Below are 15,956 nucleotides of genomic sequence, written 5' to 3' on the forward strand. Positions count from 1 at the left end.
AGATGCGCTTTACCGATATATTCATCAAGCGGCCCATCCTGGCCATCTCGATCAGCTTTCTGATCGCGTTGCTGGGTGTCCAGGCCGTGTTCAAGATGCAGGTGCGGGAATACCCCGAGATGACCAACACGGTCGTCACGGTCAGCACCAGCTACTATGGCGCGAGTGCCGACCTGATCCAGGGCTTCATTACCCAGCCGCTGGAACAGGCCATCGCCCAGGCGGACAACATCGACTTCATGACGTCGTCCACCCAGCTCGGCAGCTCGACCATCACTGCCTACATGAAGCTCAACACCAACCCGAATGCGGCCCTGTCCGACATTCTGGCCAAGGTCAACTCGGTACGTTCCCAGTTGCCGAAGGAGTCGGAAGATCCCTCGGTGACCATGTCGACCGGCTCGACCACGGCGGTGCTCTATATCGGCTTTACCAGCCCAGAGCTCAACGCCAGCCAGATCACCGACTACCTGGAGCGGGTCATCAAGCCCCAGCTCTTCACCGTCGGCGGCGTCTCCAAGGTCGACATGTACGGTGGTACCAAGTACGCCCTGCGGGTCTGGCTGGATCCGGCCAAGATGGCGGCGTTCAACCTGACCGCCGCGGACGTGATGAGCGTGCTCAACAGCAACAACTATCAGTCCGCCACCGGTCAGGCCACCGGCTACTTCACCCTCTACAACGGCAATGCCGAGACCCAGGTCAACACCACCGAGGAGCTCGAGCGCCTGGTGGTGGCCACCCGTGACAGCAAGGTGATCCGTCTGGCAGACATCGCCAAGGTCAGCCTGGAGAAGAGCCACGATACCTATCGCGCCACCGCCAACGGCCGCGAGGCCGTGGTACTGGCCATCAACGCGGCGCCGACCGCCAACCCGATCAACATCGCCCACGACGTGCTGGAGATGCTGCCGAGCCTGAAGAGCAACATGCCGAGCACCATGGAGGCCAACGTCCTCTATGACTCGACCGTTGCCATCAACGAGTCGATCAGCGAGGTTATCAAAACCATCGCCGAGGCAGCCGCCATCGTGCTGGTGGTGATCACCCTGTTCCTTGGTTCGTTCCGGGCGGTCATCATCCCGATTATCACTATTCCCCTCAGCCTGATCGGGGTGGTGATGGTGATGCAGATGTTCGGCTTCTCCATCAACCTGATGACCCTGCTGGCCATGGTGCTGGCCATCGGTCTGGTGGTGGATGACGCCATCGTGGTGCTGGAGAACGTGGATCGCCACGTCAAGGAGGGGGAAGAACCATTCCGGGCCGCCATCATAGGTACCCGTGAAATCGCCGTGCCGGTCATCGCCATGACGGTCACCCTGGCCGCCGTGTATGCGCCCATCGCCCTGATGGGGGGCATCACCGGCTCCCTGTTCAAGGAGTTTGCCCTCACCCTGGCCGGCGCCGTGTTCGTGTCGGGCATCATAGCGCTGACCCTGTCGCCCATGATGTGCGCCAAGATGCTCAAGGCCAACGAGGAGCCGGGCAAGTTCGAGAGCAAGGTACATCACCTGCTCGACCGCATGACGGTCCGCTACGATGCCATGCTGCACGCCGTGATGCAGAAGCGCATCGTGGTGGTGCTGTTCGCCGTCATCGTCTTCGCCAGCCTGCCGATGCTGTTCAAGTTCATTCCGAGCGAACTGGCACCGAACGAAGACAAGGGCGTCATGGCCGTGCTGGGTACCGCTCCCTCCAACGTCAACCTGGACTACATCCAGGGCACCATGGAGCAGGTGAACAAGGTGCTGGACGAACAGCCGGAAGTGGCCTTCTCCCAGGTCTTCTCCGGGGTGTTCAACGCCAACCAGGCATTCGGTATCGCCTCCATGGTGCCGTGGAGCCAGCGTGAAGCGAGCCAGAAAGAGGTGCTGGAACGGATTGGCAAGCTGGTCGAGAACGTGCCCGGCATGTCCATCACCACCTTCCAGTTCCCGGAATTGCCGGGTGCCTCGAGCGGCCTGCCGATCCAGTTCGTCATCACCACGCCGAACAACTTCGAGAGCCTCTATCAGGTGGCAAGCGAGATCCTGACCGCGGCCCAGGGGAGTGGACGCTTCGTCTACTCCGAGCTGGACCTGCAGTACGACTCCGCCACCATGAAGATCAAGATCGACAAGGACAAGGCGGGTGCCTACGGCATCACCATGCAGGACATCGGCATTACCCTGGGCACCATGATGTCGGACGGTTACGTCAACCGGATCGACCTGGATGGCCGCTCCTACGAGGTGATCCCGCAGGTCGAGCGCAAATACCGCCTCAACCCCGAGTCGATCAAGGGCTACTACGTGCGGGCGGCCGACGGCCAGTCCATCCCGCTCGGCAGCCTGATCAGCATCGAGGTGGTCGGCGAACCGCGCGCCCTGCCCCACTTCAACCAGCTCAACTCGGCTACCATAGGTGCCGTGCTGATGCCGGGCACCACCATGGGCAACGCCATCGCCTGGCTGGATGCCACCGCCAGCGAGAAGCTGCCGCAGGGTTACCGTTACGACTACATGGGTGAAGCCCGCCAGTTCGTGACCGAAGGCAGCGCCCTGTACGCCACCTTCGCCCTGGCGCTGGCCATCATCTTCCTGGTGCTGGCGATCCAGTTCGAGTCGGCCCGCGACCCGCTGGTGATCATGGTCTCCGTGCCGCTGGCCATCAGTGGCGCACTGATCGCGCTGGCCTGGGGTGCCGCCACCATGAACATCTACTCCCAGGTGGGTCTGATCACCCTGGTCGGCCTGATTACCAAGCACGGTATCCTGATCTGCGAGGTGGCCAAGGAGGAGCAGCTGCTGCACGGTCGCAACCGGATGGAAGCCGTGATGGCCGCCGCCAAGGTACGTCTGCGTCCCATCCTGATGACCACGGCCGCCATGATCGCCGGTCTCATCCCGCTGCTCTATGCAACGGGGGCCGGGGCTGCCCAGCGCTTCAGCATCGGCATCGTGATCGTGGCCGGTCTGGCCATCGGCACCCTGTTCACCCTGTTCGTGCTGCCGGTGATCTACACCTACCTGGCCTCCGAACACAAACCGCTGCCGGTGTTTGACGAATCCATTCCGCCCAAGGCGAAAGGGAGTCATTAAAAACCGTTCTTAATCAACAAGGCCCCGTTTCGGGGCCTTGTTTTTATCACGCTAACGAAACACGACATAAGTGCATGAAGCAGTTAAACTAAATGGCAATATATCCAGACCGCAAGGACGCCATGTCAGGACTCTTCTCCAAGACCGCTAGGGCCGTCGGCCGTAACGGACTCTCATACCGCCTGCTCTCCTACATTCTGGTGTGCAGTACCGTATTGGCGATGATCATTACGGTGTTGCAGCTTGCCTGGGATTACCGCAAGGACGTGGCCGTGATCGAGGACAGCATCGGCCAGATCGAGGCCTCCTTCCTGCAGCCCATCGCCGCCAGCCTGTGGAACCTGGACGAAGAACAGGTCAAGGTACAGATCGAAGGCATCATGAACCTGCCCAACATGCAGTTCGTGATGGTGAAGGAGATGCTCGGCAACTCGGAAGTGCCGCTGCTGACCCAGGGAGTGGAGCGGGAAAGCTACGACATCTCCCGCGAGTTCAACCTCACCTATCAGGGCGAAGTGGTAGGCAAGCTGTTCGTCGCCGCCTCCCTCGAGCAGATCTACCAGCGCCTGATCGAGAAATCGGTGCTGATCATGGTCAGCCAGACCATCAAGACCCTGGTGGTCTCGTTCTGCATCCTGATCATCATCTACTACCTGGTGGTGCGACACCTCAACCGCATCGCCAACTATGCCCAGAAGTTCAATCTGGACCGGCTGGCCATCGAGCTGACCCTGGAGGGGCGCCCCCTGCCCCGCAAGAAACCCGATGAGCTCGACACCCTGGTCGCCACCCTCAACCAGATGCGCACCCGGCTGAACGACGAATTTGCGGCGCGCCATCAGGCTGCCGAGCAGCTGCAACAAGAGCGTGACTTCTCCGCCACCCTGATCAACTCGGCCAACATGGTCATCTGCTGCATGGAGCCGGACCTCAACATCGCCAGCATCAACCCGGCCGCCATTCTGCTGACCGGCTACCACCAGCAGGAGATACTGCAGCACAACTGGCTGGATCTGTTCGTCAGCAAGGCCCAGCGCGATGAGCTGGCGGCCACCCTGGCCGATCACGGCTCCATCGAGGACAAAGAGGTCATCATGCATGACCAGCAGGGCCACGAGCTGGTGTTGCAGTGGACCTTCGCCCCCTTCTACGAAGGGCCCAACCTCAAGTATCTGATCGGCTTTGGCTACGACATCACCCGCCTCAAGAAGGTGGAGCGGGAGATCATCCAGCTCAACGAACAGCTGGAGGGCAAGGTGGTGGAGCGCACCCGCAGCCTGAGCGATGCCAACGACCAGCTGGGCAAGGCCTACGACGACCTGAAACAGGCCCAGCAAACCTTGGTGGAGTCGGAGAAGATGGCCTCCCTCGGTTCGCTGGTGGCCGGCGTGGCCCACGAGATCAACACCCCCATCGGCATCAGCGTGACCGCCTCCTCCTACCTGCAGGAGCGGGTGGCCGACTTCAAGCAGCACATCGAATCAAAACAGTTGTCACGCTCCTATCTCACCGAATTTACCGTCAACCTCGACGAATCCATGCAGCTGCTGCAGGGCAACCTGCGCCGCGCTTCGGAGCTTATCGCCAGCTTCAAGCAGGTGGCGGTGGATCAGTCGTCCGAGGCACGCTACAACTTCAGCCTCGCCGACAACCTGCACCAGGTGGTGGTCTCCCTCGGCCACAAGCTGAAGAAGGCCCAGTGCGAGGTGGATATCCAGTGCGATCCCAAGCTGTCGATCTTCTCCTTCCCCGGCAGCTTCACCCAGATATATTCGAACCTGATCCTCAACTCCATCAACCACGGCTTCGACAACTGGGACAAACCCAAGAAGATCACCATCAAGGTGGAACAGCAGGGTGAAGAGCTGCTGATCGACTACAGCGACAACGGCCGCGGCATCCCGCCCGAGATCTTGCCGCGCATCTTCGACCCCTTCGTCACCTCCAAGCGGGGCCAGGGCGGCAGCGGGCTTGGCACCCACATCATCTACAACCTGGTGGTGCAACTGCTGCGCGGTCGCATCAACTGTGTCAGCGAGCCGGATAACGGCGCCCAGTTCCATATTCGCCTGCCGATCCAACATAACTGAGCGCTGGCTCTTGTGAGCCAGCCGCTTTATCCCCATCATGCTGTGATTGCATTCTTAATGAGCGGAGAACCTCGCAATGGCACAGCATTTTGACTATATCGCCATCGGCGGCGGCAGCGGCGGCATCGCCTCGGCCAACCGGGCTGCCATGTACGGTAAGAAAGTTGCCCTGATTGAAGCCAAAGAGTTGGGTGGAACCTGCGTCAACGTCGGCTGCGTACCGAAGAAGGCCATGTGGTATGCCGGCCAGATCGCCGATGCCCTGAAATATGGCGCCGACTACGGCTTCGACACCACCCTCAACCACTTCAACTGGGCCAAGCTGGTCGAGTCCCGCCAGGCCTACATCGGCCGCATTCATCAGTCCTACCAGAACGTGCTGGGCAAGAACCAGATCACCGTCATCAAGGGCTTCGCCCGCTTCGTCAGCAGCAACACCATCGAAGTGAATGGCGAGCAGTACAGCGCCGATCACATTCTGATCGCCACCGGCGGCCGTCCTGAAGTGCCGGCCATCCCGGGTGCCGAGCTGGGCATAGATTCCGACGGCTTCTTCGAACTGCCGGAACAACCGAAACGGGTTGCCGTGGTGGGAGCCGGCTACATCGCGGTAGAGATCGCCGGCGTGATGCAGGCGCTCGGCTCAGAAACCCATCTGGTGGTGCGCAAACATGCGCCGCTGCGCAACTTCGACCCCATGATCCACGAGACCTTGGTCGAAATCATGGCGCAGGAAGGGCCCAAGCTGCACACCCACGCCATTCCGAAGGCGGTGGTCAAGAACGCCGATGAGAGCCTGACCCTGCAGCTGGAAGATGGTCGCCACCTCACCGTCGACTGCCTGATCTGGGCCATCGGCCGCGTCCCGGCCACCGACAACCTCAATCTGGCCGCCGCCGGTATCGAGTTGGACGAGAAGGGCTTTATCCCGACCGACAAGTTCCAGAACACTGCCGTCGCCAATGTCTATGCCGTCGGTGACAACACCGGCCGCATCCAGCTCACCCCGGTGGCCGTCGCGGCGGGCCGCCGCCTCTCCGAGCGGCTGTTCAACAACAAGCCGAACGAGCACCTCAACTACGATCTGGTGCCGACCGTGGTGTTCAGCCACCCGCCCATCGGCACCATAGGACTGACCGAGCCGGAAGCCGTTGCCGAATACGGTGAAGATCAGGTCAAGGTCTACCGCAGCCAGTTCACCGCCATGTACTCAGCGCTGACCCAGCATCGCCAGCCTACCCGGATGAAACTGGTCTGTGTCGGGCCGGAAGAGAAGGTGGTCGGCCTGCACGGCATCGGCTTCGCCATGGACGAGATCCTGCAGGGCTTCGGCGTCGCCATGAAGATGGGTGCCACCAAGGCGGACTTCGACAACTGCGTTGCCATCCATCCCACCAGCGCGGAAGAGTTTGTGACCATGCGATAAGCATGTTTGAAACTGGCCTGTCACTATCAGACCAGTCTCAGTCACTTGCTACCAAACCCGGCCCAGGCCGGGTTTTTTGATCGCGTCCCACCCCTCCCACTCTGCCAGCCCTTCATTTTTACGCCGATTTTACGCCAGCCAAATCGGGCTTTATGGCGCCTTTACGCCCGTTTTACATACCCTTTCAGCGTCAATGAGACCTATGGGATCGACACGGATATGCATCGATCCCTGACGCTAATTACCTCAACGGAGTCGTTATGAATTGGCTATATCTGCTGCTGGTCCTCGCCCTCGCGGGTTATCTGCTGCGCGCCCTCGCGCGCACCCATGAGTGAGGAACCGGATATGTGGCAAGAGATCATCTATCCCGTCGCGTTCGTGCTGCTGGTGCTGCTGCCGGCGCCTCTGCTTGGCAACTACCTGTATCGGGTGTTTGAAGGCAAGAGTCGCTGGCTGGCCCCGCTTGAGCGCGCCACCCTGGCCTGCTGCGGCACGGACGGGCGCGAGCAGGACTGGAAGTCCTACGCCCTCAGCCTGCTGGCCTTCAACGGCGCCGGCTTCGGCCTGCTGTTCCTGATCCTGCTGGCACAGGGGCTGCTGCCCCTCAACCCGCAACAGCTGCCCGGGCTGAACTGGCAACTCGCCTTCAACACCGCGGTCAGCTTCATGACCAACACCAACTGGCAGGCCTACTCCGGCGAAGCCAGCCTCTCCTACTTCAGCCAGATGGTGGGGCTGACCACCCAGAACTTCGTCTCCGCCGCCACCGGCGCGGCCGTCGCCATCGCCCTGTTTCGCGGCATCGCCCGCCAGCAGACCACCCACCTCGGCAACTTCTGGCAGGATCTGGTGCGTTTCTGTCTCTACGTGCTGCTGCCGATGGCGCTGATCCTGGCGTTGCTGCTGGTCTGGCAGGGGGTGCCCCAGAGCCTGTCTGCCTACCTGCCGTTCCACGCGCTGGAAGGCCAGGAGCAGCTGCTGCCGCTCGGCCCGGCTGCCTCCCAGATCGCCATCAAGCAGCTCGGCTCCAACGGCGGCGGCTTCTTCGGCATCAACTCGGCCCATCCGTTCGAGAACCCGACCGCCCTCTCCAACTGGCTGGAAATGGTCACCCTGCTGACGCTGGCCGCCGCCATGGTCTGCACCCTGGGTCGTTACGTGAAGGATCTGGCCCACAGCCGCGCCATCCTCATCGCCATGACCATCATGCTGGTGCTGGGGCTCTGCCTCGCCATCGGCCAGGAGCTGAAACCGGATCCCGCCCTCGCCCACCTCACCAGCGAAGCCGGCAACTGGGAAGGCAAGGAGAGCCGCCTCGGCCCCGTGCTGTCCAGCATCTGGGAAGTGGCCACCACTGCCGCCTCCAACGGCTCGGTCAACGCCATGCACGACAGCTTCGCCCCGCTCGCCGGCATGGTCGCCATGATCAACATGCTGCTGGGTGAAGTGGTGTTCGGCGGCGTCGGTGCCGGTATCTACGGCATGATGCTGTTCGTGCTGCTGACCGTGTTCCTGTGCGGCCTGATGGTGGGGCGCACTCCGACCTATCTGGGCAAACGGCTCGGCATCACCGAGATGAAATGGGTGGTCGCCAGCATGCTGGTGATGCCGGTCGGGGTATTGGTGATCGGCGGCATTACCCTGCTGATGCCGAACTCCGCCACCGTCATCGGTCACGACGGCCCCCACGGCCTGTCACGACTGATCTATGCCTACGCTTCGGCCGCCGGCAACAACGGCTCCGCCTTCGCCGGCTTTGCCGCCGCCGACAGCTGGCAGTGCATCGCCATCGGGCTGGCCATGCTGCTCGGCCGCTTCGGCTACATCATTCCGGTACTGGCCATCGCCGGCCAGCTGGCCCGCGCACCACGCCAAGAGACGAGCGAAGGGGACTTCCCGATCAGCGGCCCGCTCTTCATCACCCTGCTGATCGTCACCGTGCTGCTGATGGGGGTCTCTCCTTCCTGCCGGTGCTGGCGCTGGGCCCGGTGGCGGAACACCTGAGCCTGCTGGGAGGTGCCTTCTGATGCTGCACACCCGACTGATCTGCGTGACCAACTATTCGATGCAGGGAGCTTTCCAATGAGCAAGTCCGCTTCAATGAGCACCGACACCGTTCAGGTGAAGGGCAAGAAACAGAAATCACAGATCCTGCAGGCCATGGTGGAAGCCCTCTATCGCTTCAACCCCAGGGCGCTGTTTGGCAGCCCCATCCTGTTCACCCTCTGGCTGGCGGCCGTGATGGCGACCCTGGAGTCGCTGCTGGGGCAACCGCTCTCCGGCGTCGCCCCTTCGCTGGCCTGGCAGCTGACCGCCTGGCTCTGGCTCACCCTCTGGTTTGCCAACTTCGCCGAGACCCTGGCCGAGGGGCGCGGCAAGGCGCGGGCCGACAGCCTGAAGGCCGGCATGAGTCAGTTAAAGGCACGTCGAGTCACCAGCCCGCAGGATGACAAGGGCGAGTGGGTACCGGCCACCAGCCTGCTCAAGGGCGATCTGGTGCTGGTGCGCAGCGGCGAGATGATCCCGGCCGACGGCGAAGTTGTCGCCGGCATCGCCTCGGTCAACGAGGCGGCCATCACCGGCGAATCCGCCCCCGTCATCCGCGAGTCGGGCACCGACCGCAGCGGCGTGACCGGCAACACCACCGTCGTCTCCGACCAGATCTGGGTGCACATCAGCAACAACCCGGGCGAAAGCACGCTGGATCGCATGATTGCGCTGGTGGAAGGGGCCAAGCGGCAGAAGACCCCCAACGAGATGGCGCTGGACGCCCTGCTGGTGGGGCTGACCCTGATCTTCCTGCTGGTGGTGGCCACTCTGCCCTGGTTCCTCGACTACAACGGCACCCAGGTGCCCCGGCTCTATCTGCTGGCGCTGTTCATCACCCTGATCCCGACCACCATCGGCGGTCTGCTCTCCGCCATCGGCATCGCCGGCATGGACCGGCTGGTGAAGCTCAACGTGATCGCCAAGTCGGGCCGCGCGGTGGAAGCCGCCGGCGACGTGCGCACCCTGCTGCTGGACAAGACCGGCACCATCACCTTCGGCAACCGGATGGCGGACGAGCTGATCCCGGCCCCCGGCGTGGATCCCTCCCTGCTGGCCCAGGCCGCCATGCTGGCCTCGCTCGGCGACAACACGCCGGAGGGCAAATCCATCCTGACCCTGGCGGGCAAGAGCCACACCAGACCGAGCCAGCTGGAGAGCGACATCCTCATCCCCTTCAGCGCCGAGACCCGGCTGAGCGGGCTGGATCGCAACGGCCATCACTATCGCAAGGGGGCGGTGGATGCAGTGCTGCGCTACCTCTCGCTCGATCGCAAGGCGGTGCCCGAGCTCATCCTCAAATCGGTGGACAACATCGCCCGCCAGGGTGGTACCCCGCTGCTGGTCTGCACTCACGAGAAGCTGCTGGGGGTGGTGTTCCTCAAGGACATCATCAAGCCGGGCATCAAGGCCCGCTTCCAGATCCTGCGCCACATGGGGATCCGCACCGTGATGATCACCGGTGACAACCCGCTGACCGCCGCCGCCATCGCCGCCGAGGCCGGGGTGGACGACTTCATCGCCGAGGCAACGCCGGAGAAGAAGCTGGCCTACATCCGTCAGGAGCAGGCCGACGGCCGGCTGGTCGCCATGTGCGGGGACGGCGCCAACGACGCCCCGGCGCTGGCCCAGGCTGACGTGGGCCTGGCCATGAACGAGGGAACCCAGGCCGCCAAGGAGGCGGGCAACCTGGTGGATCTCGACTCCAACCCCACCAAGCTGCTGGACGTGGTGCTGGTGGGCAAGCAGCTGCTGGTGACCCGTGGCGCCCTGACTACCTTTTCCATCGCCAACGACGTGGCCAAGTACTTCGCCATCCTGCCGGCCCTGTTCATCACCGCCTATCCGCAGCTGGGGGTGCTGAACCTGATGCAGCTGGGCAGCCCGGAAAGCGCCATCCTGTCGGCCATCATCTTCAACGCCCTGATCATCGTCGCGCTGGTGCCGCTGGCCCTGCGCGGGGTCAGCCTGCAGGGCTCGGCCGCCAGCCTGCTGCGCCGCAACCTGCTGATCTACGGCGTCGGCGGCCTGATAGTGCCTTTCATAGGCATCAAGCTGATCGACCTGGTCATTACCGGCCTGGGTCTGGTGTAACGGCATAACCGGGATGCGGGTCAGCCCGCATCCACACAACGAATTTGGAGCATATCCATCATGATCGCAATCAGAACCCTGCTGACCCTGACCCTGCTGCTGGGCGTGGGTTATCCGCTGGCCGTCACCGGACTGGCCCAGCTGCTCTTCCCCTGGCAGGCCAACGGCAGCCAGCTGACCGACAGCAAGCAGCAGCTCATCGGTAGCGCCCTGCTGGGGCAGAAATTCGAGCGGGCTGACTACTTCCACCCCCGCCCTTCAGCCAGTGATTTCAACACCATTGGCGGTAGTGCCAGCAATCTGGGGATGAGCTCACCGCTGCGGACAGAGTTCGCCGAACAGGCCGCCAAGGCACAGCCTGAAACCAGCTCTCCCGCCATGCTGACCCGCTCCGCTTCCGGCCTCGATCCCCACCTGCCACTCGATGCGGTGCTGGCGCAGGTGGATCGCGTCGCCAGAGAACGTGGACTGGATCCCGCCCAACTGACGGAGCAGGTCAAGTCGGCGGCACAAGCTGGTATCCTTGGCCCGCAGGTGGTCAACATTCTCCAGTTGAACCTGCAACTCGATCATCAAAAGGGCGCCTGAGGGCGCTCCTTGCCGTTCGGGACAGGCTCCCTTTCGACAACGGGGACAAGCATGAGCAATGAGGTCACGGCCGCGGTTCGGCCGATGCAACGGGAGCACGGGGATGCGTGATGAGGTGAGGGCGGACGCCCTGCTGGCGAGCCTGGAACAGGAGCACAGGGGCAAGCTGAAGGTGTTTCTCGGTGCCGCCCCCGGCGTCGGCAAGACCTACGCCATGCTGCAAGCGGTGCGGGAGCAGGCCAAGGAGGGAGTCGATATCCTGATCGGGGTGGTGGAGACCCACGGCCGTCAGGAGACCTTGGCCCTGCTCGACAAGCTCGCCATCCAGCCGCGCAAGCTGCACCTGCACCGCCAGCAGCGGCTGGAGGAGATGGATCTGGACGGTCTGCTGGCCCGCAAGCCCGCCATCGCCGTGGTGGACGAGCTGGCCCACAGCAACGCCCCCGGCAGCCGCCACGAGAAACGCTGGCAGGATGTGGAGGAGCTGCTCGGCGCCGGCATCGACGTCTACAGCACCCTCAACGTGCAGCACCTGGAGAGCCTCAACGATCTGGTGTGGCAGCTGACCGGGGTCAGGGTCAAGGAGACCCTGCCGGATCAGGTGCTGCTGGAGGCCGACAGCCTGGTGCTGATAGACCTCCCCCCAAGGAGCTGCTCGGCCGCCTCAAGGAGGGCAAGGTCTATGTGCCCCATCAGGCCAAGGCCGCCCTGCAGTCCTTCTTCTCCCTCAACAACCTGACCGCCCTGCGCGAGCTGGCGATGCAGACCGCCGCCAGCCACGTGGAGGGGGATCTGCAACTGCAGTGGCAGGCGGCCGGCAAGACCACACTGCCGCTGCGGGGCAAGCTGATGGTCTGCCTCGGCGATCAGCACGGCGCCGCCCTGGTGCGCTACGGCCACCGCTTCGCCCAGCGCCGTCAGCTGCCCTGGCTGGTGGTGCACATCGACAGCAAGGGGCAGCGTTCGGTCGAGCTGGAGCAGGCGCTGGCGCTCGCTTCCCAACTGGGGGCCAAGGTGCTGACCCTCTCCAGTCCGGCGGTGGCCAACACCCTGCTGGAAACCGCCGAGCAGCAGCAGGTGTCGCAACTGCTGCTGGGCAAACCCCACAAGGCCCCCTGGCGTCGCTCGCTGGTGCAACACCTGCTCAAGCAGGCGCAAGGACTCGAGATCACGCTGGTGGATACCGAGAAGCGCAAGCCCAGCCTGGGTTTGCAGCCGCTCCATCCCAAGGACATTCGCCAGAGCCTGCTGGCAGTGGCCATCATGGGGACCACCTCGGCCGCCGTCTGGGGCCTCTCCCACTGGCTGCCACCTGCCTCCCTGCCCATGCTGTTCGTACTGGGGGTGCTGGCCACCGCGCTCACCACCAGCCTGATGCCCGCCATCCTGGCCGCCGTGCTGGGCTTCGTCGGCCACAATCTGCTGTTCACCGCCCCCTACTTCTCTTTGAGCGTGGCCAGCCACAGTGATCTGCTCACCCTGTTCGTGCTGCTGATCGTCGGCATCACGGCCGGGCGGCTCGCCTCCCGTCAGCGCCAACAGCTGATCGGCCTGCGCGAGACCCAACAACTGGGCAATGCCCTGCTGTCGCTGAGCCAGGGGCTGGCCACCGCCAGCAGCCCGGAAGAGGTGCTCAGACAGGGCTCCCAGGCCATCTCGCTGGCGCTGGGCCAGCCCGTGTTCGCCCTCGATCAGCACTACCAGCACAGGGCCGGTTCGACCCAGCACAAGCCGGGGCAGACCGACAAGGCGGCCATCGACTGGTGTCTGGCCCAGAAGCAGAGCGCCGGCGCCCACACCGCCACCCTCAACGCGGCCGAGGCCCAGTACCATCACCTCAGCGATGAACTGGTGCTGGGGATAGTGCTGGCCAATCCGCTCGCCTCCTCGGCCGAGCATCAGCTGCAGGCCCTGCTCACCGATATCCGCGCCGCGCTGGCCCGGATCGATCTCAACGAACGGCTGGCCGACAGCCAGCTGCAGGCGGAAACCGACCGGATGCGCGCCGCCCTGCTCTCCTCGGTTTCGCACGATCTGAAGACGCCGTTGGCCACCATCATGGGGGCCGGCAGCACCCTGCTGGAATATGGTGACCGGATCAGCAGCGAAGATCGCAGCGAGCTGTTGCACTCGGTGCAGGACGAGGCACGCCGCCTGCACAGCTATGTGCAGAACCTGCTGGACATGACCCGCATCGGCTCACCGGATTTCCAGCTGAAACGGGACTGGGTCGACCTGGCGGATCTGGTGGAGAACGCCCGCCGCCGGCTCGACTCCTCCTGGCGCCAGCACAAGCTGCTGGTGCACTTCGATCAGCAGATCCCCCACCTCTATGTGCACGGCGCCCTGATCGAGCAGGTGCTGGTCAACATTCTCGACAACGCCTCCCGCTATTCGCCGGCCGGCACCCCCATCGAGTTCAAGGTGATGCTGGCGGACCCCGATCTCATCCTCGACATCATCGACATCGGGGTCGGTATTGCCGAGTCGGATCGGGACAAGATCTTCAATCTGTTCTACACCCAGCCGGTCGGCGACTGCGGCAGCCGCGGCACCGGGCTTGGCCTCGCCATTTCCCGCGCTATGATAGAGGCCCATGGCGGCCGCATCTGGGCATTTTCCGGCCCCAACGGCAACGGTACCTGCATGCGCATCTCCCTGCCGCTGGCGCTCAATGCAGCGGCGGCCTGAACCTTTTTACTCTATCCAGCTGGAGGCTGAATGGCTCACATACTGGTCATCGACGACGAGGCGGCCATCCGCCGTTTTTTGCGGATCAGCCTGATCGCCGAGGGGCATCAGGTGAGCGAGGCGGTCGGTGTCAACGAGGGGTTGGCGCAGTATCGCCACCTCAATCCCGATCTGGTGATCCTGGACCTCGGCCTGCCGGACGGAGACGGCATTCAGGTGTTGCAGGCCATTCGCGAGCACCATCAGCACCCAGTACTGGTGCTGTCGGCACGGGACTCTGAACAGGAGAAGGTGCGCTTGCTGGATGCGGGGGCCAACGACTACATGAGCAAGCCGTTCGGCATCGGCGAGATGATGGCCCGCATCCGGGTACTGTTGCGCCAGCGGGCCGGGGTCAGCAGCGGCGAGCAGCGCCACTTCCCCCAGTGCGGGCTGACCCTGGACAGCAGCAGCCACAGGGTCACCCTAGGGGAGGAAGAGGTGCCCCTCTCCCGCAAGGAGTTCGCCCTGCTGCAGGCGCTGGTGTGCCATCCCGGCAAGCTGGTGCTGCAGACCCAGCTGCTCAACGACATCTGGGGGCCGAGCCACAAGGAGGACACCCACTACTTGCGCATCGTCATCGCCAGCCTGCGCAAGAAGCTGGGAGATAACCCCCAGCAACCCACGCTGATAGAAACCGAATCCGGCATCGGCTACCGTTTTATTGGCAGCTGATGTTTCACGTGGAACGACGCCAACAGCAACAGAGAGCCAGCAGGCCGCAACTGCCAAGCAGCAGACCGAGATCCTGCAAGCTGGCGGCAACCGCCAACCCCAGGCTGAGCAACAGGTAGTAACCGAGCCCGAACAGGGCACCGGCACTGCCTGCCACCTCCCGATAGGCCAGCAGCGCCTGGCTCAGCACATTGGGGATCGCCAGCCCGAACGCCACCACCACCCCCATCATGGGCAGCAGGAACCAGAGCGAAGTCTGACTGGCCCACACCAGCCAGCCGGACCCCAGCGCCAACGCGGCAGCGAGCCGGATCAGCGAGGCAGGCGACCAGCCACGCCCCAGCAGGCGCTTGTTGAGCAGGCTGCCCCCCAGGGTCGCCAGCGCCAGCAAGATGCCGGAATAACCAAACTCGCCCGCACTCAACCCCAGTCCGGCAAACAGGAAGGGCGCCAGACTGTAGTAGCCGAACAGCATGGTGTTGAACAGCGCCACCAGAGCGGCGCGGCGCCACAAGGCTGCATCACGCACCATCCGTTGTGCCAGCGGCCAGAGCGCCACCCGCTGGGTGATGGCCGGCCGGGTTTCCGGCAGCTGCCAGCAAGTGACCAGCAGCAATCCGGCGGCCAACACCAGCAGGGCGCTGAATACCCCGAGATGGCCGAACCCGCTCGCCAGCTGGCCGCCGCTCACCAGCCCCAGCACCGGACTGAGGGAGAGCGCGATACCCATCACCGAAAAGACCCGCGCCAGATCGCTGCCCTGATAGCTGTCGCGCAGCATGGTCTGGGTCACCACGGAGCCCACGGCGGCACCGAAGGCCGCGATGACCCGGGCCAACAGCAGGGTTTCAAATTGAGTGGCCAGCAAAGCCAGCAGAGTGCCGGCACCATAGGTCATCAGCCCCGCCAGCATGGCGGGACGCCGCCCGACCAGATCGCACAGTCGGCCCCAGCAGACCACGCCCGCCGCAAACGCCAGAAAATAGACCGACAGGGTCTGGGATGCCTGCCCTTCGCTCACCCGAAACTGGCTGGCGATATGGGTCAGCACCGGGCTGTAGATGGTCTCCACTATCTGCGGAAACATCATCAATCCGACCACCAGCCAGAGCGGTGGCAACTTGTTGTTCATGACAAACCTCCTTCACAAGAGGCCGTCATTCTAGAGTGATGCCGATTGTCCGATTACAATAAGCAGGACTATAAACATCAATAATCGGA

The 15,956-nt window shown here is 63.5% G+C and carries 7 protein-coding genes and 2 pseudogenes; 8 read left to right on the forward strand and 1 reads right to left on the reverse strand.

Annotation, left to right across the window (positions count from 1 at the left end; translation table 11 throughout):
- Positions 1-2: 2 nt before the first annotated feature.
- The 8 genes and pseudogenes from ACPDZI_RS21730 (at position 3) to ACPDZI_RS21765 (ending at position 14,735) form a co-directional block, all read left to right on the forward strand.
- A complete protein-coding gene (locus tag ACPDZI_RS21730; protein ID WP_076362530.1) occupies positions 3-3,083 on the forward strand; it encodes a multidrug efflux RND transporter permease subunit in 3,081 nt (1,026 codons plus the stop codon).
- Positions 3,084-3,205: 122 nt separating this feature from the next.
- Positions 3,206-5,173, forward strand: a complete 1,968-nt coding sequence (locus ACPDZI_RS21735; RefSeq protein ID WP_175610364.1) for an ATP-binding protein — start codon at positions 3,206-3,208, stop codon at positions 5,171-5,173.
- 76 nt (positions 5,174-5,249) lie between these two features.
- Positions 5,250-6,599 (forward strand): glutathione-disulfide reductase, encoded by a 1,350-nt coding sequence (gene gorA / locus ACPDZI_RS21740; RefSeq protein ID WP_146061492.1) that lies wholly within the window; start codon positions 5,250-5,252, stop codon positions 6,597-6,599.
- A gap of 348 nt (positions 6,600-6,947) precedes the next feature.
- Positions 6,948-8,629, forward strand: a pseudogene (kdpA, locus tag ACPDZI_RS21745) (potassium-transporting ATPase subunit KdpA).
- Positions 8,630-8,684: 55 nt separating this feature from the next.
- A complete protein-coding gene (kdpB, locus tag ACPDZI_RS21750) occupies positions 8,685-10,742 on the forward strand; it encodes a potassium-transporting ATPase subunit KdpB (protein WP_438833783.1) in 2,058 nt (685 codons plus the stop codon).
- A gap of 60 nt (positions 10,743-10,802) precedes the next feature.
- Positions 10,803-11,330, forward strand: coding sequence for a potassium-transporting ATPase subunit C (locus ACPDZI_RS21755; protein WP_106553656.1), 528 nt, complete (start codon positions 10,803-10,805; stop codon positions 11,328-11,330).
- A gap of 103 nt (positions 11,331-11,433) precedes the next feature.
- A pseudogene (locus tag ACPDZI_RS21760) lies at positions 11,434-14,021 on the forward strand (DUF4118 domain-containing protein).
- Positions 14,022-14,051: 30 nt separating this feature from the next.
- The gene (locus ACPDZI_RS21765) at positions 14,052-14,735 is read left to right on the forward strand and encodes a response regulator (RefSeq protein WP_011704058.1); all 684 of its coding nucleotides are present in this window, start codon (positions 14,052-14,054) and stop codon (positions 14,733-14,735) included.
- 4 nt (positions 14,736-14,739) lie between these two features.
- Here the strand turns inward: ACPDZI_RS21765 and ACPDZI_RS21770 are convergent, their stop codons facing one another.
- Entirely contained in the window at positions 14,740-15,867 is a 1,128-nt protein-coding gene (locus ACPDZI_RS21770) for a multidrug effflux MFS transporter (protein WP_438833784.1), read from the reverse strand.
- Positions 15,868-15,956 lie beyond the last annotated feature (89 nt).

Origin of the sequence: Aeromonas oralensis (assembly GCF_049665575.1) — a bacterium.
Lineage (GTDB): Bacteria > Pseudomonadota > Gammaproteobacteria > Enterobacterales > Aeromonadaceae > Aeromonas > Aeromonas hydrophila.